Source organism: Serratia sp. CY27727, assembly GCF_052169275.1.
Classification (GTDB): Bacteria; Pseudomonadota; Gammaproteobacteria; order Enterobacterales; family Enterobacteriaceae; genus Serratia; species Serratia sarumanii.
Genome location: NZ_JBJNLB010000002.1, coordinates 704,823 through 727,313 on the forward strand (window position 1 = coordinate 704,823; position 22,491 = coordinate 727,313).

At 58.9% G+C, this 22,491-nt stretch carries 21 protein-coding genes; 14 read left to right on the top strand and 7 right to left on the bottom strand.

The window, feature by feature from the left end; all coding sequences use genetic code 11:
• Positions 1 to 170 precede the first annotated feature (170 nt).
• Genes ACJ8HB_RS08280 through ACJ8HB_RS08295 form a run of 4 tightly spaced genes read right to left on the bottom strand, consistent with a single transcriptional unit; the run spans position 171 to position 1,211 of the window.
• Entirely contained in the window at positions 171 to 434 is a 264-nt protein-coding gene (locus ACJ8HB_RS08280; protein WP_094859913.1) for a hypothetical protein, read from the bottom strand.
• Positions 431 to 679 (bottom strand): hypothetical protein, encoded by a 249-nt coding sequence (locus ACJ8HB_RS08285; RefSeq protein ID WP_094859912.1) that lies wholly within the window; start codon positions 677 to 679, stop codon positions 431 to 433. Before ACJ8HB_RS08285 ends, ACJ8HB_RS08280 begins: the two co-directional genes overlap by 4 nt.
• Positions 676 to 882 carry a DUF4761 family protein gene (locus ACJ8HB_RS08290; RefSeq protein ID WP_046687296.1) on the bottom strand — a complete coding sequence of 69 codons (207 nt, stop codon included), beginning with the start codon at positions 880 to 882 and terminating at the stop codon, positions 676 to 678. Before ACJ8HB_RS08290 ends, ACJ8HB_RS08285 begins: the two co-directional genes overlap by 4 nt.
• Positions 879 to 1,211, bottom strand: coding sequence for a Cox family DNA-binding protein (locus tag ACJ8HB_RS08295; RefSeq protein WP_049197979.1), 333 nt, complete (start codon positions 1,209 to 1,211; stop codon positions 879 to 881). Before ACJ8HB_RS08295 ends, ACJ8HB_RS08290 begins: the two co-directional genes overlap by 4 nt.
• A 94-nt stretch (positions 1,212 to 1,305) precedes the next feature.
• Between ACJ8HB_RS08295 and ACJ8HB_RS08300 the strand changes: the two genes are divergently transcribed.
• The 8 genes from ACJ8HB_RS08300 to tcyN all read left to right on the top strand — a co-directional run bounded on the left by ACJ8HB_RS08300 (position 1,306) and on the right by tcyN (position 7,662).
• On the top strand, positions 1,306 to 1,608 hold the full coding sequence (locus ACJ8HB_RS08300; protein WP_046688501.1) for a helix-turn-helix transcriptional regulator: 303 nt from the start codon (positions 1,306 to 1,308) through the stop codon (positions 1,606 to 1,608).
• 87 nt (positions 1,609 to 1,695) lie between these two features.
• Positions 1,696 to 2,703, top strand: coding sequence for a phage integrase (locus tag ACJ8HB_RS08305; RefSeq protein WP_094859911.1), 1,008 nt, complete (start codon positions 1,696 to 1,698; stop codon positions 2,701 to 2,703).
• A 221-nt stretch (positions 2,704 to 2,924) separates the two neighbouring features.
• Positions 2,925 to 3,647: an RNA polymerase sigma factor FliA gene (locus tag ACJ8HB_RS08310; protein ID WP_060423661.1), complete on the top strand. Its 723-nt coding sequence runs from the start codon at positions 2,925 to 2,927 to the stop codon at positions 3,645 to 3,647.
• 55 nt (positions 3,648 to 3,702) lie between these two features.
• Entirely contained in the window at positions 3,703 to 4,212 is a 510-nt protein-coding gene (gene fliZ, locus ACJ8HB_RS08315; RefSeq protein WP_033647756.1) for a flagella biosynthesis regulatory protein FliZ, read from the top strand.
• Between the two features lie 123 nt (positions 4,213 to 4,335).
• The gene (locus tag ACJ8HB_RS08320) at positions 4,336 to 5,328 is read left to right on the top strand and encodes a D-cysteine desulfhydrase (RefSeq protein WP_025303239.1); all 993 of its coding nucleotides are present in this window, start codon (positions 4,336 to 4,338) and stop codon (positions 5,326 to 5,328) included.
• Positions 5,329 to 5,443: 115 nt separating this feature from the next.
• Positions 5,444 to 6,244 (top strand): cystine ABC transporter substrate-binding protein, encoded by an 801-nt coding sequence (gene tcyJ / locus ACJ8HB_RS08325; protein ID WP_033653651.1) that lies wholly within the window; start codon positions 5,444 to 5,446, stop codon positions 6,242 to 6,244.
• Positions 6,244 to 6,906, top strand: coding sequence for a cystine ABC transporter permease (tcyL, locus tag ACJ8HB_RS08330; RefSeq protein WP_033634963.1), 663 nt, complete (start codon positions 6,244 to 6,246; stop codon positions 6,904 to 6,906). Before tcyJ ends, tcyL begins: the two co-directional genes overlap by 1 nt.
• Positions 6,907 to 6,909: 3 nt before the next feature.
• Positions 6,910 to 7,662 (top strand): L-cystine ABC transporter ATP-binding protein TcyN, encoded by a 753-nt coding sequence (gene tcyN, locus ACJ8HB_RS08335; RefSeq protein WP_033647754.1) that lies wholly within the window; start codon positions 6,910 to 6,912, stop codon positions 7,660 to 7,662.
• A gap of 315 nt (positions 7,663 to 7,977) precedes the next feature.
• Here tcyN and putA read toward each other — a convergent pair whose 3' ends face one another.
• Positions 7,978 to 11,949: a trifunctional transcriptional regulator/proline dehydrogenase/L-glutamate gamma-semialdehyde dehydrogenase gene (putA, locus tag ACJ8HB_RS08340; RefSeq protein ID WP_047571556.1), complete on the bottom strand. Its 3,972-nt coding sequence runs from the start codon at positions 11,947 to 11,949 to the stop codon at positions 7,978 to 7,980.
• A 571-nt stretch (positions 11,950 to 12,520) separates the two neighbouring features.
• Here putA and putP point away from each other — a divergent pair.
• From putP to lpxO, 6 genes are all read left to right on the top strand, one after another.
• Positions 12,521 to 14,005 (top strand): sodium/proline symporter PutP, encoded by a 1,485-nt coding sequence (gene putP, locus ACJ8HB_RS08345; RefSeq protein ID WP_039565551.1) that lies wholly within the window; start codon positions 12,521 to 12,523, stop codon positions 14,003 to 14,005.
• Positions 14,006 to 14,242: 237 nt separating this feature from the next.
• The gene (gene efeU, locus ACJ8HB_RS08350; RefSeq protein WP_033647751.1) at positions 14,243 to 15,088 is read left to right on the top strand and encodes an iron uptake transporter permease EfeU; all 846 of its coding nucleotides are present in this window, start codon (positions 14,243 to 14,245) and stop codon (positions 15,086 to 15,088) included.
• Between the two features lie 20 nt (positions 15,089 to 15,108).
• Positions 15,109 to 16,245 carry an iron uptake system protein EfeO gene (gene efeO / locus ACJ8HB_RS08355; protein WP_047571557.1) on the top strand — a complete coding sequence of 379 codons (1,137 nt, stop codon included), beginning with the start codon at positions 15,109 to 15,111 and terminating at the stop codon, positions 16,243 to 16,245.
• Between the two features lie 11 nt (positions 16,246 to 16,256).
• Positions 16,257 to 17,555, top strand: coding sequence for an iron uptake transporter deferrochelatase/peroxidase subunit (efeB, locus tag ACJ8HB_RS08360; protein ID WP_033647748.1), 1,299 nt, complete (start codon positions 16,257 to 16,259; stop codon positions 17,553 to 17,555).
• A gap of 719 nt (positions 17,556 to 18,274) precedes the next feature.
• Entirely contained in the window at positions 18,275 to 19,063 is a 789-nt protein-coding gene (phoH, locus tag ACJ8HB_RS08365) for a phosphate starvation-inducible protein PhoH (RefSeq protein WP_015378226.1), read from the top strand.
• Between the two features lie 235 nt (positions 19,064 to 19,298).
• Positions 19,299 to 20,201 (top strand): lipid A hydroxylase LpxO, encoded by a 903-nt coding sequence (gene lpxO, locus ACJ8HB_RS08370; RefSeq protein WP_033634956.1) that lies wholly within the window; start codon positions 19,299 to 19,301, stop codon positions 20,199 to 20,201.
• Between the two features lie 37 nt (positions 20,202 to 20,238).
• Here the strand turns inward: lpxO and chaA are convergent, their stop codons facing one another.
• Complete coding sequence (gene chaA / locus ACJ8HB_RS08375) at positions 20,239 to 21,342, bottom strand: sodium-potassium/proton antiporter ChaA (RefSeq protein WP_033647747.1); 1,104 nt, start codon at positions 21,340 to 21,342, stop codon at positions 20,239 to 20,241.
• Positions 21,343 to 21,636: 294 nt separating this feature from the next.
• Positions 21,637 to 22,455, bottom strand: a complete 819-nt coding sequence (locus ACJ8HB_RS08380) for a siderophore-interacting protein (RefSeq protein ID WP_033634954.1) — start codon at positions 22,453 to 22,455, stop codon at positions 21,637 to 21,639.
• Positions 22,456 to 22,491: the final 36 nt, after the last annotated feature.

Consider the following 22,491-nt stretch of genomic DNA (forward strand, 5'->3'; position numbering starts at 1 on the left):
TTAAAGGAAGGGATGCGCTCTCAGATATGGCCGGCTACCCGGCCAATACCACCCATAAAAGCTTAAAGATGTTCGTAAGCAGTTCATTAAAATCAAACCCAAGTTTCAACCCCCATCCAAAAACAAAGGCTGGGAATATATAGCGGCTAATCGATTCAAAGAGCCCCATATCACCCCCTTTGCTCAGGTTGCGGAATATCGCCGTTGTTACAGCGCATGATCAAGTGATCGATAACGGTGGCGGCCGGGCCATCGCCAGCAGCCTCTGCCGTACTCAGCAGGCCAGTCAGTCCGATGCACAGGCGGAAGGCGTAATCGTTCAGCGAAACCTGGCGAACCTCTGGCGCCACAGCGGAAGCACTGTGCAGATTGGTCGCTTTGGTGTGGTACTGCAGCAGCAGCGTGTCGATCAGAATGCGGTAAGGCTGTTTCATGCTGGTGTGTCCTCTGAAAATATCGCCGGCTTTTTGCCGTAGCACTGCCAATACTTCGCGGCGTTCTCGATAACGATGCTCGCAGCAGGGTGGCCGGCATAGCGCGCGGCGTCTGCGACACGTCCGAGATTGATCACTGCATTCGCCGATTCGCCGACCGCGCGCTCAGGTTTCATGTACTGCATGCGCTTGTCGTATTGAGCGATCACGGCGTTTGCAGCGTCGTAGAATGGGTTGCCGCTCATGCCGGCCTCTTGCCGTTGATCATCTTGTCCACGGTGCGCATGGCTTCCGCCAGCGCGAAATCACGACCGAAATAATCCCCGTTGCTCACCAGCTGGTAGGCCGTGCGATTCGTTTCGCTATGGCGCGGGCACTTTTGAATAGTGAACCCGCGATAAACGAAAGTGTGTTTCGACAGCTGGATCAGAGCGTGCTGGCGGTTCATGTTGCAGACTCGCTGCTGAACATGTTTACCCCCATATCGTTAGCCAGCTTAGTCGCCTTCTTAATCCAACTGTTGCGCCAGTCCTGGCGCTCTGGCGGCAGTTTGCCCGTGGCTTCGTAAACCATCTCTAGCCACTCATTCCATAGAATCAGGAGGCGGCGGGCGCTGCCCTCTTCGCCAATAACTTCACGCTCTGTGACCAGCGGCAGCTGGCGACGATCAACCATATGACGAACTGCTGACGTAGTCTTGCCAGTGCGTCGGGAAAATTCGTCGGCGGTGATGGGGTCGGGAATCTTAAACAACGCGCTCAAAACTGCATCTTTCATGTGATAATCTCCATGTTTGGGGTATTAGTCAGACTTTATACCCCAATCAGCTACCAATGAATGAAAGATAATCCATATGTCGGAGAATTGCAACATGAGTATGAGTGTGGCGGATAAGTTAAAGGTTATGCGCGAGAGCGAACGACTTACGAGCTTGCCTGATGCGGCAAAGATGCTGGGATTGAATCGTGATGCTTTATGGCGTTATGAGTCTGGAAAAACAACACCTAACACTGAGGTGATCATGAGTATTTTGAACCATCCGAGGTTTGAGAAATACGCCCTATGGTTTATCACCGGAAAAATCGCCCCTGAATCCGGTCAAATTGCGCCGGCTCTCGCACACTTTGGGCAAGAAGAAACAACCTCGCCACACTCAGACCAAAAGACTGGCTAAGTGTTTATCTTGCTTATCTTTATGAAAACTATCGTGTAACAGCTTGTTATGTAGTGAAAAATGATGTGTTTACCGGAGGTGTCAGCTATGACCGTTAAGCTGCTCGAAGGTGGACGCTATAAAGTGGATATTCGACCGCGCGGAGCGGCAGGACGCCGAATCCAGCGGATTTTTGATAAGAAGGCTGATGCTGTTGCTTTTGAAAAATATGTTCTCAGCAACATGCATAACAAAGAGTGGCTGGACAAGCCAGCAGATCACCGGCGCCTGACAGAATTACTTGCCAGGTGGTGGGCCCTCGAAGGCCGCAGCCATAAATACGGCGAAAAGCGGCAGCGAGAGCTGGAGAAGCTGATCAGTGATATGGGTAACCCACGTGCTTCACAACTGGTGAAGGGGTTTATTACTGAATACCGCTCTCAACGTTTATTCGAAGGGATCAAGGCGTCAACAATCAATAGGGAGCTGACGACACTTAGAAGCATGTTCCGAGTGTTGATAGAAGCGGAAGACTATCACCACGAAAACCCGCTGAAGGGCATTCCGGTACTGAAAGAAGAAAAGCCGGAAATGTCATATTTAACGGGGAGGGAAATAGCTCTATTGCTGTCAGTATTGACCGGGGATGCCAGAAGACTCGCCGTGCTATGCCTAAGCACTGGCGGACGATGGGGGGAATCGCACAATATGCTGGCTCAAAATGTAATCCATGGAAAGGTTACGTTCACCAAGACCAAAAACGGCCGGGCTCGAACCGTTCCGATCTCTAAAGAGGTCATGAGCTACGTCAAGACGGTCAAAACAGGCCGCTTGTTTAACGTGAGCTATCGCGAATTTCGCGAAACTCTGAAGGCGTTAAAGACTGATCTTCCGAAAGGGCAGGCAACCCACGTTCTGCGGCATACGTTTGCGGCTCACTTCATGATTAACGGAGGTAATATTCTTACGTTAAACAAGATATTAGGACACGCCACGCTAGAACAAACGATGGCATATGCGCATTTTTCGCCTGATCATTTAAACGATGCATTGGCGCTTAATCCGTTACGGTCTGGCATCCAGATCTCATCCATCGACATGGCGTCTGCTGGTTAACGCTGACACCCCAAAACTGGGACAACCTATTGATAGCTCGTAAAAACCAAGGGTTATCAAGGGCGGAAAACCCCGCTTCGGCGGGGTTTTTTTATGCTCGCGCACCGCACGGTTATTACATGGCGCAAATAAAGCCCGTTTTGTGCGACTGTTCAGCCGATTGGCATTCCGCCCCCTACGCATAATAGCGCTGACTCTCTTATCCGCAGGTTTAAGACATAGTGAGCGATCTGTATACCGCCGAAGGCGTGATGGACAAAAATTCTCTCTGGCTGCGCTACGCCCCGTTAGTGCGCCACGAGGCGTTGCGCCTGCAGGTCAGGTTGCCCGCCAGCGTGGAGCTTGACGACCTGCTGCAGGCCGGGGGAATCGGGCTACTGAACGCCGTTGAGCGTTATGACGCCCTACAGGGAACCGCCTTTACCACCTATGCGGTGCAGCGCATTCGCGGCGCGATGCTCGACGAGCTGCGCAGCCGCGACTGGGTGCCGCGCAGCGTGCGGCGCCATGCGCGCGAGGTCGCGCAGGTGATGCGGCAGCTGGAACAGCGTTACGGCCGCCCGGCGAGCGAGACGGAAGTGGCGCAGACGCTGAATATCTCGCTGGATGAGTACCGTCAAATTCTGTTGGACACCAATAACAGCCAGCTTTTCTCCTACGACGAATGGCGCGAGGAGCATGGCGAGAACGCGGAACCGATGCTGGAAGGGCATGAAGAGGCCAACCCGCTGCATCACCTGTTGGAAGGCAGCCTGCGCCAGCGAGTGATCGACGCCATCGAGGCGTTGCCGGAGCGCGAAAAAATGGTGCTGACGCTGTATTACCAGGAAGAGTTGAATCTCAAGGAGATCGGCGCCGTGCTGGACGTCGGGGAATCCCGCGTCAGCCAACTGCACAGTCAGGCGATCAAGCGCCTACGCGCGCGGCTGGCGAACGATACCTGACGGCGGCCCGCCGCCCCTCAACTCGATGACTCATGCGACAATCGGACTGCCCCTTATGCCAGGAATACTGTTGAAGAAACGGCCGCTTAGCCGTTACCTGAAAGATTACAAGCACAGCCAGACGCATTGCTCCCAGTGCGGTAAGCTGTTGGACCGCATGGCGCTGGTGTTTCGCGGCAAAATCATCAATAAAGAAGCCATCGCGCGCATGGATCAGCCGATCGACGATGCGGTCTGGCAAAACGTGCAGCATGAGCTGACCGCACTGTGCCGCTTTTGCAGCGAGATTTCCTGCAACAGCCACCCGAGTTATTTCGACATCATGGCGTTCAAGCAATATCTGTTCGAACAGACCGAGATGAGCCACAGCACCATTCGCGAGTACGTGGTGCGGCTGCGCCGGTTGGATGAAATGCTGGTGGCGCGCAATTACCCGGCGGACAAATTCGCCAACTGCGCCAGCCATCAGCGCATCATTGACGATCTGCCTAGCGCGGCGCACAACAACTACCGCATTGCGCTGCGCAAATACGATCAGTATCTCGCCTGGCAGCGCAGCTACTGAGACTTTCCCCGGCCGCTGGCCGGGATCTGCGGCTCTCCCCGTGATAAAGGATGATTATTCAGTTCACATCTGCTAAATCTATCGGTTATCAGATGTCGATATTCGATTCCCTGGGGGGAAGTAGTGAACCTGCAACAACAACTGGCGCAATTTCCGCGTCTGGATCTGGTTGGCACCGCCACACCGCTCGAAAAACTGTCCCGTCTCTCCGATTACCTCGGCCGTGAAATTTACCTCAAACGTGACGATGTCACCCCTATGGCGATGGGCGGCAACAAGCTGAGAAAGCTGGAGTTTTTGGCCGCAGATGCGCTGCGTCAAGGCGCCGATACGCTGGTCACCGCCGGCGCTATTCAATCCAACCACGTGCGCCAGACGGCGGCGGTGGCGGCGAAACTGGGCCTGCACTGCGTCGCGCTGCTGGAAAATCCCATCGATACCCGTGCGGAAAACTACCTGACCAACGGCAACCGCCTGTTGCTCGGCCTGTTCAACGCCGAGGTGGTGATGTGCGAAGCGCTGCACGATCCGCAGCAGCAGTTGGCGGAACTGGCGACGCGCCTCGAGGCGCAGGGCTTCCGGCCTTACGTGGTGCCGGTGGGCGGCTCCAATGCCCTGGGCGCGTTGGGATACGTGCAGTGCGCATTGGAAATCGCCGAACAGAGCCAACGCAGCAACGTGGCGTTCAGTTCGGTGGTGGTGGCGTCCGGCAGCGCCGGCACCCATGCCGGGCTGGCAGTGGGGCTGCAACAGCTGCTGCCCGAAACCGAGTTGATCGGCGTGACGGTCTCGCGCACCGTGATCGATCAGCTGCCGAAGGTGGAGCAGATCCAGAAAGCCCTGGCCTGTTCGCTGAATATCGACGAACTGGCGCCGATCGCGCTGTGGGACGACTACTTCGCGCCGCAGTACGGCATGCCGAACGAAGAGGGCATGGCGGCGGTGCAGCTGCTGGCGCAGCAAGAAGGCGTGTTGCTGGATCCGGTATACACCGGTAAAGCGATGGCCGGTTTGATCGACGGCATCGCCCAGCGGCGTTTCCGCGACGAAGGGCCTATCCTGTTCGTTCACACCGGCGGTGCGCCGGCGCTGTTCGCCTACCATCCGCAGGTGTAAATACCGCTTGTTATTCCATTTTGAACTATATTTATAAGGTTATATTCCTTTATGCGGGCGGTCGCACTGTTAAAGTGCTGATATCAAAAAAGATAAATAACACACAGGGGTGTTTATGATGTTTGCGAAAGTTCGTCGTCAATGGCTGTTGGGCGTGGTAGGCGTCGCGTTGGCCGCCGGTTTGGCGACTCAAGCCTACGCCGCCGACAATCTGCTGCAGCAGGTGAAACAGCGCGGCACGCTGATCGTCGGTCTGGAAGGCACCTATCCGCCGTTCAGCTTCCAGGGTGAAGACGGCAAATTGACCGGTTTCGAAGTGGATTTCGCCAACGCGCTGGCGGAACATTTGGGCGTGAAGGCCAAGCTGAACCCGACCAAATGGGACGGCATGCTGGCTTCGCTGGAATCAAAACGCATCGATGTGGTGATCAACCAGGTGACCATCTCTGATGAGCGCAAGAAGAAATATGATTTCTCCACCCCTTACACCGTTTCCGGTATTCAGGCGCTGGTGAAAAAAGGCAACGAAGGCACCATCACCAAGCCGGAAGACCTGAAGGGCAAGAAGGTCGGCGTTGGCCTGGGCACCAACTATGAGCAATGGCTGCGCGCGAACGTGCAGGGTGTGGACGTGCGTACCTACGACGACGACCCGACCAAGTATCAGGATTTGCGCGTCGGCCGCATCAACGCCATTCTGGTGGATCGCCTGGCGGCGCTGGATCTGGTGAAGAAAACCGGCGATACGCTGGCGGTAGCCGGCCCGGCGTTCTCCCGCCAGGAGTCCGGCGTGGCGCTGCGCAAGAATAACCCGGAGCTGTTGGCCGCGATTGACCAGGCGATCGCCGAGATGCAAAAAGATGGCACGCTGGCGAAGATCTCCGAGAAATGGTTTGGCGCGGACGTAACTAAATAATGCACGAAAGTATTCAACTGGCGCTGGATTCAGCGCCATTTTTATTGAAGGGCGCAATACTGACGCTTCAGCTGAGCCTGGGCGGTATGGCGTTCGGCCTGTTGCTTGGTTTTCTGCTGGCGCTGATGCGCCTTTCGCCGCTTTGGCCGCTGGCGTGGCTGTCGCGCATTTACGTGTCGCTGTTCCGCGGCACGCCGTTGATCGCCCAGCTGTTTATGATCTATTACGGTCTGCCGCAGTTCGGCATCGAGTTCGATCCTTTCCCGGCGGCGCTGATTGGCCTGTCGCTCAATACCGCCGCCTACACCTCGGAAACGCTGCGCGCGGCGATTTCGTCGATCGACAAAGGGCAGTGGGAAGCCGCCGCCAGCATCGGCATGACCCGTTGGCAAACCCTGCGCCGGGTGATCCTGCCGCAGGCGGCGCGCACCGCCTTGCCGCCGCTGGGCAACAGCTTCATCGGCCTGGTGAAAGACACCTCGCTGGCCGCCACCATTCAGGTGCCGGAGCTGTTCCGCCAGGCGCAGCTGATCACCTCGCGCACGCTGGAAGTGTTCACCATGTACCTGGCGGCATCGCTGATTTACTGGGTGATGGCGACCCTGCTTTCCGCACTGCAAAACCGTCTGGAAGCCCACGTTAATCGCCAGGATCAGGAGTAGCGCATGAGTGCCATTGAAGTTAAGCAATTGACCAAGCAGTTCAAGGGTCAAACGGTGCTGCATGGGATCGATCTGGCGGTGGACGCCGGCGAAGTGGTGGCGATCATCGGCCCGAGCGGTTCGGGAAAAACCACCTTGTTGCGCTGCATCAACCTGCTGGAGGAGCCGGATTCCGGCACCATTCGCGTCGGCGACATCCTGATCGACGGCAGCAAGCCGTTGAGCAAACAGAAAAATCAGGTGCGTGCGCTGCGTCAGCAGGTCGGTTTCGTGTTCCAGAGCTTCAACCTGTTCCCGCATCGTTCGGTGCTGGAAAACATCATCGAAGGGCCGGTGGTCGTCAAGGGCGAGGCGAAAGCCAGCGCGGAACAGCGCGCCCGCGCGTTGCTGGCCAAGGTGGGGCTGAGCGGCAAGGAGCAGGCTTATCCGCGGCGGCTGTCCGGCGGCCAACAGCAGCGAGTGGCTATTGCGCGCGCGCTGGCGATGCAGCCGGAGGTGATTTTGTTCGATGAGCCGACGTCGGCGCTCGATCCCGAGCTGGTAGGGGAAGTGCTCAATACCATGCGCTCACTGGCGGAAGAGAAACGCACCATGGTGATCGTCACCCATGAGATGAGTTTCGCCCGCGACGTGGCCGACCGGGTTATCTTTATGGATCACGGCCGCATCGTCGAACAGGGACCGGCCAAAGCGCTGTTCGCCAACCCGCAGCACCAGCGCACTCAGCAATTCCTCGACAAGTTCCGGAATCAATAAGGCGGCGGGGGAGCTTCCCCCGCCCGCATTTACTCCGCTTTCAACAATTCGTTTCGCGCTGCGGCTGCCGTATCCCGGATGTTGCCGAACCAGAGAGTCAATGCGAATCGTAGCGGTCTGCTGCGGCTTTCAAGCAACTAATCCGTTCTAAGCTCACCCTATTGTTATCGCCCATGAGGCGACACATCCTCATGCAAGGATAACAAGACGCTAACGGCTGACTGGGCTGCGGGCAATAAAAAACCCTGCACGAGTGCAGGGTTTGCGTAGCGGTGAGCCAATCAGGCGGCAATGTATGGCCGCCTTGACGATGCGTTAACCGATGGTCATCAGGCTGGCGTTACCGCCGGCGGCGGCGGTGTTGACGCTCAGCGAACGTTCGATCAGCAGGCGCTCCAACAGGATGTTGGTTTCACCGTGAGCGAAGCCTTGCACTGAGACGATGGCGCCGCCGCGCTGCGCGATCTGCTCGCACAGGGTGCGTAGCTGGTCAGCATCGCCGTGGTAGATGGCGGCGTCGAACTCGACCTTGTCCTGCTGCCAGTCTTTGCTGAAGGCGATGCGCGCCTGCACATCGTTCGGCAAGCGGCGGAACAGATTGCGCTGCAGTTCCGCTTCCGGCCACAGCGCGCTGCTGCCGACCGCCAGCACGGCGGCCAACTGGATCAGCGCGTCGGCTTCGTTATCCGCCAGGCACAGCACGCGTTCACGCGGCAGCAGGGCATAGGTATTGCGCTCGCCGGTCGGGCCCGGCAGCGGGCGTACGGTGCCACCCTGGCCCAGCTCCGCATAGCGCTGCGCCAGTGCCGCCAGTTCGCCTTGTTGGCTGGTGACCGCCCATTTCTCCAGCGATTGCAGCGCGCCCAGCAGCTGCGGCCGCGCGGTGGCTTCCATCGGGCGCTCTTCGTCCTGACGGTGCAGCGTACGTTGCAGCGCGTCGTCCGGGCGGTTGGCCAGCAGACGGTACAGGTACAGCGGGCCGCCGGCTTTCGGGCCGGTGCCCGACAGGCCTTCGCCGCCGAACGGCTGCACCCCGACCACCGCGCCAACCATGTTACGGTTGACGTACAGGTTGCCGACCTTGGCGCGTTCGGTCACCCGGGCGATGGTTTCATCGATACGGGTGTGAATGCCCAGCGTCAGGCCATAACCGGCGGCGTTGATCTGATCGACCAGCGCGTCCAGATTGTTGCGCTGGAAGCGCACCACGTGCAGCACCGGGCCGAAGATCTCTTTTTGCAGCTCGTCGAAGCTGTCGAGTTCGATCAGCGTCGGCTTGATGAAGGTGCCGCGCGCCCACTCTTTCTCATCCTGCGCGCTGCCTTTGGCGGCCTGGTACACCTTGCGGCCTTTGGCGCGCATCGCCTGGATGTGGCGTTCGATGCCGGTTTTGGCGTCGGCGTCGATCACTGGGCCCACGTCGGTGGACAGGCGCTCCGGGTTGCCCATGCGGCATTCGGCCATCGCGCCGCGCAGCATTTGCAGCGTGTGCTCGGCCACGTCTTCCTGAATGCACAGGATACGCAGCGCGGAACAGCGCTGGCCGGCGCTGTCGAAGGCGGAGGCCACCACGTCGGTCACCACCTGTTCGGTCAGGGCGGAAGAGTCGACGATCATGGCGTTCAGGCCACCGGTTTCGGCGATCAGCGGCGTCGGGCGGCCCTGCGGATCCAGGCGACCGGCGATGCTGCGCTGCAGAATACCGGCGACGTCGGTGGAGCCGGTAAACATCACGCCGCGTACGCGGGCGTCGTTGACCAGCGTTGAGCCGACGGTTTCACCCTGGCCCGGCAGCAGCTGCAGCACGCCTTGCGGAATGCCGGCTTCCAGCAGAATACGCACCGCCTGCGCGGCCACCAGCGGCGTTTGCTCGGCCGGTTTGGCCAGCACGCTGTTGCCGGCCGCCAGCGCGGCGGCGATTTGGCCGGTGAAGATCGCCAGCGGGAAGTTCCACGGGCTGATGCAGACCACCGGGCCCAGCGGGCGGTGGCTGTCGTTGGCGAAATCGTCGCGCACCTGACCGGCGTAGTAGTGCAGGAAGTCGACCGCTTCGCGCACTTCGGCGATGGCGTTGTTGAAGGTTTTACCGGCTTCGCGCACCAGAATGCCCAGCAGGCTTTGCAGCTGGCTTTCCATCAGCTCGGCGGCGCGTTCGAGGATCGCGGCGCGCTCCGTCGGCGGTGTCGCGAACCAGATTGGGCCGGCGGCCGCGGCGGCGTCGAGCGCACGGCTGACTTCGTTTTCGGTGGCTTCACGCACGTAGCCGACCACATCGCCCGGCTCGGCCGGGTTGATCACCGGCTGTTCCACGCCCTGATCCAATTCGGCGTCGATGATAGGCTCCGCGCGCCACGGATGGCTGGCGCTGGTGAGCAGGGCGCTGGAGAGCGAAGCCAGACGCTGTTCGTTGGACAGATCCAGACCGCTGGAGTTGGTGCGCTTCTCGCCGTACAGCTCGCGCGGCAGCGGAATGCGCGGATGCGGCAGGCCAATCTGGCCTTCGCTGGCCGCCAGCGCTTCCACGGCGCTGACCGGATCGGCCACCAGCTCGTCGAGCGGCAGGGTGGCGTCGGCGATGCGGTTGACGAACGAGGTGTTGGCGCCGTTTTCCAGCAGGCGGCGCACCAGGTAAGCCAGCAGCGTTTCATGGGTGCCGACCGGCGCATAGATGCGGCAAGGGCGGTTCAGTTTGCCGTCGGCCACTTTACCCACCACCTGTTCGTACAGCGGTTCACCCATGCCGTGCAGGCACTGGAACTCATACTGGCCAGGGTAGTAGTTGTTGCCGGCCAGGTGATAGATGGCGCTCAGGGTATGGGCGTTGTGGGTGGCGAACTGCGGATAGATCAGGTTCGGCACCGACAGTAGCTTGCGGGCGCAGGCCAGGTAGGAAACGTCGGTATAGACCTTGCGGGTGTAGACCGGGTAGCCTTCCAGGCCGTCCATCTGGGCGCGTTTGATTTCGCTGTCCCAGTAGGCGCCCTTCACCAGACGGATCATCAGGCGACGGCGGCTGCGTTGCGCCATGTCGATCACCGCGTCGATGGCGAACGGACAACGTTTTTGGTAGGCCTGGATCACGAAGCCGATGCCGTTCCAGCCGGCCAACTGCGGCTCGAAGCACAGCTTCTCCAGCAGATCGAGCGAGATCTCCAGGCGGTCGGCCTCTTCGGCGTCGATGTTGATGCCGATATCGTACTGGCGTGCCTGCAGGGTCAGCGACAGCAGGCGCGGGTAGAGTTCTTCCATGACGCGTTCGTACTGCGCGCGGCTGTAGCGCGGGTGCAGGGCGGACAGCTTGATGGAGATGCCGGGGCCTTCATAGATGCCGCGGCCGTTGGAGGCTTTGCCGATGGCGTGGATCGCCTGCTGGTAGGAAACCAGGTAGGCCTGGGCGTCGGCCTCGGTCAGGGCGGCTTCGCCCAGCATGTCGTAGGAGTAGCGGAAGCCTTTATCTTCGAGCTTGCGCGCGTTGGCCAGCGCTTCGGCGATGGTTTCGCCGGTCACGAACTGTTCGCCCATCAGGCGCATCGCCATGTCCACGCCTTTGCGGATCAGCGGTTCGCCGCTCTTGCCGATAATGCGGTTCAGCGAACGGGACAGATTGGCTTCGTTATGCGTGGACACCAGTTTGCCGGTGAACAGCAGGCCCCAGGTAGCGGCGTTGACGAACAGCGACGGGCTGCGCCCGAGGTGCGAGTGCCAGTTGCCGTTGCTGATCTTGTCGCGGATCAGGGCATCACGGGTCGGTTTGTCCGGAATGCGCAGCAGCGCTTCCGCCAGGCACATCAGCGCCACCCCTTCCTGCGAGGAGAGGGAGAACTCTTGCAGCAGGCCTTGCACCATGCCGGCGCGGCCGTTTGCACTTTTTTGGTTACGCAACTTCTCGGCGATGCCATAGGCCATTTTGTGAGTGGCCTGTGCAAGATCGGCGGGTAATCGCGCCTGTTCGAGCAACATCGGCACCGCTTCGGTCTCCGGGCGACGATAGGCGGCGGTGATGGCGGCGCGGGTGACCGACTGCGGCAGAATTTGTTCGGCGAAATCGAGGAATGGCTGGTGTGACTCTTCCTGCGCTTGCGGCATAATGTCGTCCGCTTCAGGCTGGCCCGCAGCGGCCAGCGCTGGAATTTCAGGAATATCGGTACCGCTCTCGAGACGCTCGAGGTAATTAAAGATGGCCTGCTTGATGAGCCAGTGCGGCGTGCGATCGATGCGCTGCGCGGCGCTCTTGATCCGGTCGCGTGTTGCCTCGTCGAGTTTCACGCCCATTGTGGTAGTGCCCATGCCAATCCAACTCCTGTGTTTAGAACCTATCCCATCAGGCTAGACAAACAGCAGGCCGGAAAGCCTGTTGGGATAGGTTCGTGAGATGTGTGGGGTTAAGAATGCAGACAATATCCTGCATGTTGCAACTTTGTGCAACCTTGTTAAATCAGGCTGATGAGCGAAGTGTGAGTTTCATCGATTTTTTAACATCGGCAGTTGGCATGAATGTTGCGTTATTGAGCGAACGCGGCGGGGTTTATGCGGCCGCAGGCGTTTTACCTTGCGGTATATAAGGGTAATGAACGGGTGCAACTCATTTTGCTTGTCGTGAGTGCAACCTTTGAGCTCGGTAAATGTGACGCAGGGTAAACTTTGTGTAACTTTGTTGTTAAATATCTTGTTGGTTGATGAAAGGCTCATCTAGGATAACCGACGGTCAACAATTACGGGCAGAAACTATTTTACCTGCACTCGCTCGCAGGCTGCGCCACGTTCCGGCGCGGCGGCCAGTGAAATGCATTGCGCGTGGGTTTACCGGCGCCGGCGTGGCCGGAGCGAAACGCGAATAATAATGAAAGTGGAGAATTAAATGACAATGAGCACACCTATGCTGGTGACCTTCCTGGTGTACATTTTCGGGATGGTGCTGATCGGCCTGCTTGCCTACCGGGCAACCAACAACTTTGATGACTATATTCTTGGCGGCCGCAGTTTGGGCAGCGTGGTGACCGCGCTGTCCGCCGGCGCTTCCGACATGAGCGGCTGGCTGCTGATGGGCCTGCCGGGCGCCATCTTCCTCTCCGGCATCTCCGAAAGCTGGATCGCCATCGGCCTGACCATCGGCGCTTACCTGAACTGGAAGCTGGTGGCAGGAAGGCTGCGCGTGCATACCGAAGCCAACAACAACGCCCTGACGCTGCCGGACTATTTCACCAGCCGCTTTGAAGACAACAGCAAGCTGCTGCGGGTGATCTCGGCCATCGTCATCCTGGTGTTCTTCACCATTTACTGCGCCTCCGGCATCGTGGCCGGCGCGCGCCTGTTCGAAAGCACCTTCGGCATGAGCTACGAAACCGCCCTGTGGGCCGGCGCCGCAGCGACCATCCTGTATACCTTTATCGGCGGTTTCCTGGCGGTGAGCTGGACTGACACCGTGCAGGCCAGCCTGATGATTTTCGCGCTGATCCTGACGCCGGTGATCGTGATTTTCGCCGTCGGCGGCATCGATACCTCGATGCTGGTGATCCAGGCGCAGAACCCGGCCAACCTCGACATGCTGAAGGGGCTGAACTTCGTCGCCATCCTGTCGCTGCTGGGTTGGGGCCTGGGCTACTTCGGCCAGCCGCACATCCTGGCGCGTTTCATGGCGGCGGATTCCCACCGCACCATCCGCAGCGCGCGCCGCATCAGCATGACCTGGATGATCCTGTGCCTCGCCGGCACCATCGCCGTCGGTTTCTTCGGCATCGCTTACTTCGCCAATAACCCGGATCAAGCCGGCAACGTGTCGCAGAACGGCGAACGCGTGTTCATCGAGCTGGCGATGCTGCTGTTCAACCCATGGGTGGCGGGCGTGCTGCTGTCGGCGATCCTGGCGGCGGTCATGAGTACGCTGAGCTGCCAGCTGTTGGTGTGCTCCAGCGCGATCACCGAAGACCTGTATAAGGCGTTCCTGCGCAAAGGCGCCAGCCAGCGTGAGCTGGTGTGGGTCGGACGCGTGATGGTGCTGGTGGTGGCGTTGATCGCCATCGCGCTGGCGGCCAACCCGGAGAACCGCGTGCTGGGCCTGGTGAGCTACGCCTGGGCAGGTTTCGGCGCCGCCTTCGGCCCGGTCGTGCTGATCTCGGTGCTGTGGTCGCGCATGACCCGCAACGGCGCGCTGGCCGGCATGCTGGTCGGCGCGGTGACGGTTATCGTCTGGAAACAGTACGAATGGCTGGGTCTGTATGAAATCATCCCGGGCTTCATCCTGGGCAGCCTCGCCATCGTGGTGGTGAGCCTGATGGGCCGCCGGCCATCCGCCACCATGACCGAGCGTTTCGATCAGGCGGAAGCCGAGTACAAAACGGTATAACGCCGTTCGATGTCAGTCAGCAAGGGGCGCGTAACGCGCCCTTTTTTTCGCCTGCCGATCGCCGTCATCCAACACCTGGTGACATTTGATTAGAAAAAATCACGCTGGCGCCTCTTGTATTTCTTCTTGGCAGAATGATAATCACTCTCGTTGCATTTTACGTTTCTTTACAGAGTTGCGCAGCGCATGTCGAGCCAGCTTTCTCTGCCGCCGCGGTCTTTTCAGGGGTGATTATTTATGTTCGTTCCCTTTCTTATCATGTTCCGTGAAGGGCTGGAGGCCGCGCTGATCGTCAGCCTGATCGCCAGCTACCTGAAACGCACGCAGCGCAGCCAATGGCTGGGCGCGGTGTGGGTCGGCGTGATTGTCGCCGCGGCGCTGTGTCTGGCGCTCGGCATCTTCATCAATGAAACCACCGGCGAGTTCCCGCAGAAGCAGCAGGAGCTGTTCGAAGGCATCGTCGCGGTGGTGGCGGTGGTGATCCTCACCTATATGGTGTTCTGGATGCGCAAAGTGTCCAAGTCGGTCAAGGTGCATCTGGAAGGGGCGATCGATCAGGCGCTCAGCGCCGGCAAAGGGCAGGGTTGGGCGCTGGTGGCGATGGTGTTCTTCGCCGTGGCGCGCGAAGGGCTGGAGTCGGTGTTCTTCCTGCTGGCGGCTTTCCAGCAAGACGTGGGCGCCGCGGCGCCGATCGGCGCGGTGCTCGGCCTGGCGGCCGCCATCGTGCTGGGCATGATGATTTACTGGGGCGGGGTGAAGCTGCACCTGGCCAAATTCTTCAAATGGACCAGCCTGTTCATTCTGTTCGTCGCCGCCGGGCTGGCCGCGGGGGCGATCCGCGCCTTCCATGAGGCCGGTCTGTGGAACCACTTCCAGGACATCGCCTTCGATTTCAGCAGCACCCTGTCGACCCATTCGCTGTTCGGCACCCTGCTGGAAGGCATTCTCGGTTATCAGGAAGCGCCGACGGTCAGCGAAGTGGCGGTCTACTTCCTGTATCTGATCCCGGCGCTGATTTTCTTTTTCCTGCCGCAGCGCGCGGAGCCGGCAGCGGCCCCGGCGCAACGTAAAATCAATCATTAATGTTTAATAGGGAATCTCGTATGTCTACTCCGTTATTTCGCCGCAAGGCGTTGCACGCAGCATTACTGGCTATCCCGGCGTTTGCGCTGAGCATCGATGCGCTGGCGGCGGACGTGCCGCAGGTCAAGGTCACGGTCAACGACAAGCAGTGCGAACCGATGCAGCTGACGGTGCCGGCCGGCAAGACGCAGTTTGTGGTGCATAACACCAGCCAGAAAAACGTCGAATGGGAAATCCTGAAAGGGGTGATGGTGGTGGAAGAGCGTGAGAACATCGCGCCGGGCTTCACCCAGAAAATGACCGCCACGCTGGAAGCGGGCGAATATGACATGACCTGCGGGCTGCTGAGCAATCCAAAAGGCAAACTGACCGTCACTGCGGCGGCCAACGGCGCCACCGACGGCAAGCCGAGCGCGCTGGATCTGGTTGGCCCGATCGCCGAATACAAAGTCTACGTCACCAAAGAAGTCGACGGGCTGGTGAAACAGACCAAGCTGTTCACCGACGCGGTGAAGGCCGGCAACGTGGAGCAAGCGCGCAAGCTGTATGCGCCGACCCGTCAGCACTATGAGCGCATCGAGCCGATCGCCGAGCTGTTCTCCGATCTGGACGGCAGCATCGACGCCCGTGAAGACGACTACGAGAAGAAATCGGCGGACCCTAACTTCACCGGTTTCCACCGTCTGGAGAAGGCGCTGTTTGCCGACAACTCTACCAAAGACATGGATAAATACGCCGATCGGCTGTATCAGGACACCGTTGAGCTGCAAAAACGCGTGGGTGAACTGACCTTCCCGCCGAGCAAGGTGGTGGGCGGCGCAGCCGGGTTGATAGAAGAAGTGGCGGCCAGCAAGATCAGCGGTGAAGAAGACCGCTATAGCCGCACCGACCTGTGGGATTTCCAGGCCAACGTCGACGGCGCGCAGAAGATCGTCAACCTGCTGCGTCCGCTGCTGGTCAAGGCCAACAAGCCGCTGCTGGACAAGATTGACGCCAACTTCAAAACCGTGGACACCATTTTGGCGAAGTACAAAACCAAAGAGGGCTATGAGTCCTACGAGAAGCTGAGCGAAGCCGATCGCAAGGCGTTGAAAGGGCCGATCACCACGCTGGCGGAAGACCTTTCTCAACTGCGCGGCGTGTTGGGCCTGGACTGAGGCATAGGATTATGAGCAACAAGGCAGGCCCGAACAGCGGGCCGCATCCGCAATCGCAGGGGGCGGCCTCGCCTTCGCGGCGCCGTTTGCTGCAAGGGCTGGGGCTGGGCGCACTGGCGCTGGGCGGCAGCCGCCTGGCGCAGGCGGCGGGCAACGCGGCGGAGCCGTTGGCGACGCCGCAGGATGAGCGTTGGCAGAAACAGCCGTTTTATGGTCGCCATCAGGCCGGGGTGCTGACGCCGCAACAGGCGGCGATGATGCTGGTGGCGTTCGACGTGTTGGCGACCAGCAAAGCGGATCTGGAGCGTCTGTTCCGGCTGCTGACCGATCGCATCGCGTTCCTGACCCACGGCGGCAAGGCGCCGGAAGTGGATGCCAAGCTGCCGCCGCTCGATTCGGGCATCATGGGGCCGGAGATTTACCCGGACAACCTGACCATCACCGTTTCGGTCGGCGCATCGCTGTTTGACGAACGCTTTGGCCTGCAGGCGCAAAAACCGCTGCGGTTGCAGAAGATGACGCGCTTCCCCAACGATGCGCTGGACGCCGCGCTGTGCCACGGCGACCTGCTGCTGCAGATCTGCGCCAACACCAATGAAACCGCTCTCCACGCGCTGCGCGATATCATCAAGCATTCGCCGGATCTGCTCAGCGTGCGCTGGAAGCGGGAAGGGTTCATCTCGGCGCATGCGGCGCGCAGCAAAGGCAAAGAAACGCCGATTAACCTGCTGGGCTTCAAAGACGGCACCGCCAACCCGAAAACCGACGACACACCGCTGATGGATAAAGTGGTTTGGGTTGGCGACGGCGCCGGCGAGCCGGCGTGGACGGCGGGCGGCAGCTACCAGGCGGCGCGCATTATTCGCTTCCGCGTCGAGTTTTGGGATCGCACGCCGCTGCAGGAGCAGGAAACCATCTTTGGCCGCGAAAAGCACAGCGGCGCGCCGCTCGGCATGAAGCATGAACATGACGAGCCGAACTACGCGAACGATCCCGACGGCAAGGTGATACCGATGGACGCGCACATTCGGTTGGCGAACCCCCGCACGCCGGAAAGCCAAAGCAACCTGATGCTGCGGCGCGGCTACAGCTATTCCCTTGGCGTCTCGAATGCCGGGCAGCTGGAAATGGGGCTGCTGTTCGTCTGCTATCAGGCCGATCTGGAAAAAGGATTCCTGACGGTGCAAAAAAGGCTCAACGGCGAAGCGCTGGAGGAATACATCAAGCCGATCGGCGGCGGGTATTTCTTCGTATTGCCGGGCGTGAAAGAGGGCGGCGACTATCTGGCCAGCGGCTTGCTCAAGGCCTGAGTGCGCAATGACGAGGCGCGATCTTCCGCCTCGTTTTACTTTGTATTGCCTATTGCGCGGGACATTGCGCGACGAAGTTCAATTCGATGCTTTGCCTGCGGATTAAAAAAATCTGCACGGCTCACCGGCTTTGAATTGCGCAAAATTTAATCGAGAAACCAAAGTGTTATTTGCGTTTTCTAATTACAATTCATTGATATTGTTGTGGTAAAAATTTTTCTGGAATGACGTGTCGAGCGTGATATAGTGTTTTAGCGCTAACTGAAAACAAAAGATATTAAATTTTTTTACATTTTAGTAACGCGACGAGATTGAATGTCATTATACTGTAATCATCTGGCGGTAGTTTTCACACGGTGCACAGCTTGAAGCTGTAAATATCACTGCGGGGATCGCTAATGGTAAAGTCCTTGGTTGGGCTGGAAAGAAAAAATAACACATCTCCCCTGATTTCTCGTTGTAACGAGGGTTATCTCTCCGACTCTCTTTTACCGGCAACTCCGCACTCTTATCGCTACCGAATCTCATCACTTTTTACTCCACGTTTACAGATGCAGTCCGCGTTGTCCCGTGAAGACACGGCGCTTAAGCGTTGCCGTCAATTCACCTTTTCCCTTGGCTCTTATTGGCTCGGAGGAGGCCAAAACCTAATACGTGTGTGAAACATAATCGCGCGGCCAGGCCGTTGCGGTAGGTGAAACAAACTGTAAGGTGCCACTATGGGTAGACAGAAAGCAGTGATCAAAGCACGTCGTGAAGCGAAACGCGTTATTCGTCGTGACGCTCGTAGTCATCGCCAGCTGGAAGAAGAGTCTGTGACCTCGCTGGTGCAAATGGGGGGAGTCGAGTCTATCGGCATGGCGCGAGACAAGCGCGATAGCTCACCCATCGAGGCTAGAACCGAAGCTCAGGGTCATTACTTATCAGCCATAGAGAATAAGCAGCTGATCTTCGCCACCGGCGAAGCCGGCTGTGGCAAAACATTCATCAGCGCCGCCAAGGCGGCGGAGGCGCTGATTCATAAAGAGGTGGATCGGATTATCGTTACCCGTCCTGTTTTGCAGGCGGATGAAGACCTCGGTTTCTTGCCGGGGGATATCTCCGAGAAGTTCGCGCCTTATTTCCGCCCGGTGTATGACATTCTGGTACGTCGTTTAGGATCTTCCTTTATGCAGTACTGCCTGCGCCCGGAAATCGGCAAGGTAGAGATTGCGCCGTTCGCTTATATGCGCGGGCGCACCTTCGAAAATGCGGTCGTTATCCTGGATGAAGCCCAGAACGTGACCGCCAGCCAAATGAAAATGTTCCTGACCCGCCTGGGAGAAAACGTGACGGTTATCGTTAACGGCGACGTGACCCAGTGCGACTTGCCGCGCGGCGTGAAATCCGGCCTCAGCGATGCTCTGGAGCGCTTCGAAGAGGACGAGATGATCGGCGTTATCCGCTTTGAAAAACAGGACTGCGTGCGTTCCGCTTTGTGCCAGCGCACGCTCAACGCTTACAGTTAACCTATCCGCTACTGGAAAGGCCGCTTCGGCGGCCTTTTTTATCGCCCCTCATTTATCATTTCGTTTAACCTTTGTGTAAATTATTGTGGTTTTTTGTATAGATTTTCGTTGAGTTAGCGTCAATGATTAGTGAGTGCCAGATTGGCGCGCAATTTGCCTGTGCCGCCAAAAGGACATTATCTGGGGTGTGCGCCGCGCGGCGCATAGCGTGTAGGTTCCTTGATGCGATTCAAACATGAAATACATCGTTCTGATTTTGCTTATTTTATGCGTCGTCTATGTGCATTACCGCGGACGGGTGCGCTACAACGTGTGGCGGCAGCTGTCTGACCATTCCACCTTTACCGCACCATTGAACGTCTTCATGTATCTGTTTTCCCGCGTGCCGACCACGCCGTACTTGAAGCCGGAACAGTTTCCTGAGCTGGCGGTGTTGAGAGATAACTGGGAAACCATCCGCGACGAAGGACAGAAGCTGATGGAGATCCAGCAGATCAAGGCGTCCGATCAATTCAACGACGCCGGTTTCAACTCGTTTTTCAAGACCGGTTGGAAGCGCTTTTATCTGAAATGGTATGAAGACAGCCATCCTTCGGCCATGACCCTGTGCCCGCAGACCACGGAACTGCTGCGCAGCCTGCCTTCGGTCAAGGCGGCGATGTTCGCCGAACTGCCGGACGGCAGCCGTTTGCCGCGCCACCGCGACCCTTACGCCGGTTCGCTGCGTTATCATCTGGGGCTGATTACCCCCAATGATGACCGCTGCTTCATTGAGGTGGACGGCGAGCGCTACAGCTGGCGCGACGGGGAAGGCGTGATGTTCGATGAAACCTATCTGCACTACGCGGAAAACCAGAGCGGGCAGAACCGTCTGATCCTGTTCTGCGATATCGAACGGCCGATGCGCTACCGCTGGGCGCAGGCGGTGAACCACTGGCTGGGGCGCAATCTGATGAGCGCTGCCACCGCGCCGAATGAAGAGGGCGATCGCACCGGCGGCGTCAACAAGATGTTCAAATACATCTATGCGATACGCCGGGTGGGGAAACGCCTGAAGGCCTGGAATCGCACCGGTTACTACATCATCAAGTGGATTTTGTTCGGGGGGATCGCCGCGGCGATATTCTTCTCGGTATAAACGAAGGCGGGGGCGCACGGTGTGCGCCCCTTTTTGATCAGGCGAAGATAGTCATCATGTAGGCGGCGAACAGCGCCAGGTGGGCGGTGCCGTTCAGCACGTTGGTGCGGCCGGTCGAGAACGACAGCTGGCACAGCAGCAACACCGTCAGCATCACAACGATATGCGGCGTTTGCAGGCCGAAGATCAGCGTCTGCCCGGTCAGCGTGGCGATGATGGTGACCGCCGGCACGGTCAGGGAGATGGTCGCCAGCACCGAGCCGAAGAACAGGTTCATGGCGCGTTGCACCTGATTGTTCAACACGGCGCGCAGCGCGCCCAGCCCTTCAGGCGACAGGATCAGCAGCGCCACCAGGAAACCGGTGAACTGCGCCGGCGCGTTCATTTTGGTCAACAGACCTTCCAGCGGATTGGCGTTGAACTTGGTGACGGCGATAACCGCGATCAGGTGCACGATGAGCCAGGCGGCATGCCAGGCGCTGCTGTGGGAAGAAGGCTTGCCGTGATGCGGGTCGCCGTCGTCGTCTTCATGTTCGTACACGAACAGGCTCTGGTGGGTTTTGGTCTGGATCACCAGGAACACGCCATACATGGCGGCGGAGATCAGCGCTACCAACAGCGCTTGCCCGGTGCTGAAGTTGCCGCCCGGCAGCGCGCTCGGGAATACCAGCACGATCACCGCCAGCGGGAAAATCGCCATCAGGTACTGTTTGATGCCGCCCAGATTGACGTACTGGGTGGCGAATTTGCGCCCGCCGAGCAGCAGCGCGAAGCCGACCAGGCCGGCGGAAACGATCATGATGATGGAGTACAGCGTGTCGCGCATCAGCGCCGGCGCGGCGTCGCCGGTGGCCATCAGCGCCGAGATCAGGCTGACCTCGAGGATCACCACCGACAGGCTGAGGATCAGCGAGCCGTAGGGTTCGCCCAACCGATGAGCCAGCACGTCGGCGTGGCGCACCACGCTGAAGGCGCTGCTGAGGATCCCCACCAGCGCGAGAATATTGATCCCGACGATCAGCGGAAAGTTAGCGGTGCTGCTCCACAGGTTCAACACCACCAGCGCGGCGATGGGGAAGATCAGCGAGTATTCGGTGTGGCGAGATTTGGTGGATCGGCCAGGATCGTGTTGCGACTTCATGAGGGTGGCACTCCTTCTCAAACAGCGTAGCCCGTCGGCGCCGGTCGCCGTGGCACGGCAACTCTGCGTTTCCAGTAGGTATTTTATATTAGGATACACCCGCGGCGCCGGTGTGATGTTGTTTTTATCTGAGAAAGCAATTGCTTGCTTTATGTGATCAGGGTAGCAAAAAAACCGCACGGGGTGCGGTTTTATTTACTTACTTTTACGCAGTAACGCCAATTTTTAACGTTAGATTTGAGAAAAGTCGTGTTTACTCATTTACCGCTTGGTTAATCAAGGAAAACGAGACCGTCAGTCATCAATATTATCCATGATTTCATGCCGTTTATTGTGGTAACCCTCTTCATTTAGCCCCTCACGCCAGTAAGGTACGGCATAAAGGCGATTGCGATCGCATTGGCGTTCACGGCGCAGGTAGCGGCGCAACCCCACCACCAGGCGATCTTCACCGGCGAGCCAGAAGTGCGCTTCGCCCTGCGGCAGGGACTGTGCGCGGAACTGAGCGATCAGTTCGTCGGTTTTCTCCGTGCCGCCGACGATCCAATTGACTTCAACATCAGCGGGTTTTTTCAGGTCAATCATGTCAGCGGTGCTGTCGACGCGGACGAAAGCGCGCCCGGCGCTGTGCGGCGGCAGGTTTTCCAGCAGCGCGGCCAGCGCAGGCAGCGAGGAAGGATCGCCCGCCAGGCAGTAGAAATCGGCCGCCGGCAGCATCGGTTTGGGGCCGCCCGGGTTGCTGATACCGATTTTATCGCCGATTTTCGCCTGGCGCGCAAAGTCGACCGCTGGGCCTCGGTGATCGTGAATCGCAAATTCGATGTCCACTTCCGCCTGTTCCGGGCGCACGGCGCGAATGGAATAGGTGCGCACGATCGGGCGCACGGCGTCCGCGGCCCAGCGCGGGCCGTTTTCGGTCAGCGTCGGCAGATCCGGCTGAGTTTGGTCGGCGAGCGGCAAAAAGACTTTGATGTGCGCAGCGGCGGCGTTGGCCGGGTAGTAGCGCAGATCGGGCGCGGTAAAGGTGATGCGGCGCAGGTGCGGCGTAATGTCCTGCACGGCGCTGACGGCGATCAGGTAGGGGGCGCGTGAGCGAGGGGCTTCGGTAGTCACGGGGATCTCCTTATAGTTCGTTTGGCGGTGAGTATA

What these genes read in the sequence shown, in the direction of transcription:
- ACJ8HB_RS08280 (WP_094859913.1), bottom strand. Translation starts at nt 434, where the DNA reads ATGAAACAGCCTTACCGCATTCTGATCGACACGCTGCTGCTGCAGTAC.
- ACJ8HB_RS08285 (WP_094859912.1), bottom strand. Translation starts at nt 679, where the DNA reads ATGAGCGGCAACCCATTCTACGACGCTGCAAACGCCGTGATCGCTCAA.
- ACJ8HB_RS08290 (WP_046687296.1), bottom strand. Translation starts at nt 882, where the DNA reads ATGAACCGCCAGCACGCTCTGATCCAGCTGTCGAAACACACTTTCGTT.
- ACJ8HB_RS08295 (WP_049197979.1), bottom strand. Translation starts at nt 1,211, where the DNA reads ATGAAAGATGCAGTTTTGAGCGCGTTGTTTAAGATTCCCGACCCCATC.
- ACJ8HB_RS08300 (WP_046688501.1), top strand. Translation starts at nt 1,306, where the DNA reads ATGAGTATGAGTGTGGCGGATAAGTTAAAGGTTATGCGCGAGAGCGAA.
- ACJ8HB_RS08305 (WP_094859911.1), top strand. Translation starts at nt 1,696, where the DNA reads ATGACCGTTAAGCTGCTCGAAGGTGGACGCTATAAAGTGGATATTCGA.
- fliZ (WP_033647756.1), top strand. Translation starts at nt 3,703, where the DNA reads ATGCCAGGAATACTGTTGAAGAAACGGCCGCTTAGCCGTTACCTGAAA.
- tcyJ (WP_033653651.1), top strand. Translation starts at nt 5,444, where the DNA reads ATGATGTTTGCGAAAGTTCGTCGTCAATGGCTGTTGGGCGTGGTAGGC.
- tcyL (WP_033634963.1), top strand. Translation starts at nt 6,244, where the DNA reads ATGCACGAAAGTATTCAACTGGCGCTGGATTCAGCGCCATTTTTATTG.
- tcyN (WP_033647754.1), top strand. Translation starts at nt 6,910, where the DNA reads ATGAGTGCCATTGAAGTTAAGCAATTGACCAAGCAGTTCAAGGGTCAA.
- putA (WP_047571556.1), bottom strand. Translation starts at nt 11,949, where the DNA reads ATGGGCACTACCACAATGGGCGTGAAACTCGACGAGGCAACACGCGAC.
- putP (WP_039565551.1), top strand. Translation starts at nt 12,521, where the DNA reads ATGACAATGAGCACACCTATGCTGGTGACCTTCCTGGTGTACATTTTC.
- efeU (WP_033647751.1), top strand. Translation starts at nt 14,243, where the DNA reads ATGTTCGTTCCCTTTCTTATCATGTTCCGTGAAGGGCTGGAGGCCGCG.
- efeO (WP_047571557.1), top strand. Translation starts at nt 15,109, where the DNA reads ATGTCTACTCCGTTATTTCGCCGCAAGGCGTTGCACGCAGCATTACTG.
- efeB (WP_033647748.1), top strand. Translation starts at nt 16,257, where the DNA reads ATGAGCAACAAGGCAGGCCCGAACAGCGGGCCGCATCCGCAATCGCAG.
- phoH (WP_015378226.1), top strand. Translation starts at nt 18,275, where the DNA reads ATGGGTAGACAGAAAGCAGTGATCAAAGCACGTCGTGAAGCGAAACGC.
- lpxO (WP_033634956.1), top strand. Translation starts at nt 19,299, where the DNA reads ATGAAATACATCGTTCTGATTTTGCTTATTTTATGCGTCGTCTATGTG.
- chaA (WP_033647747.1), bottom strand. Translation starts at nt 21,342, where the DNA reads ATGAAGTCGCAACACGATCCTGGCCGATCCACCAAATCTCGCCACACC.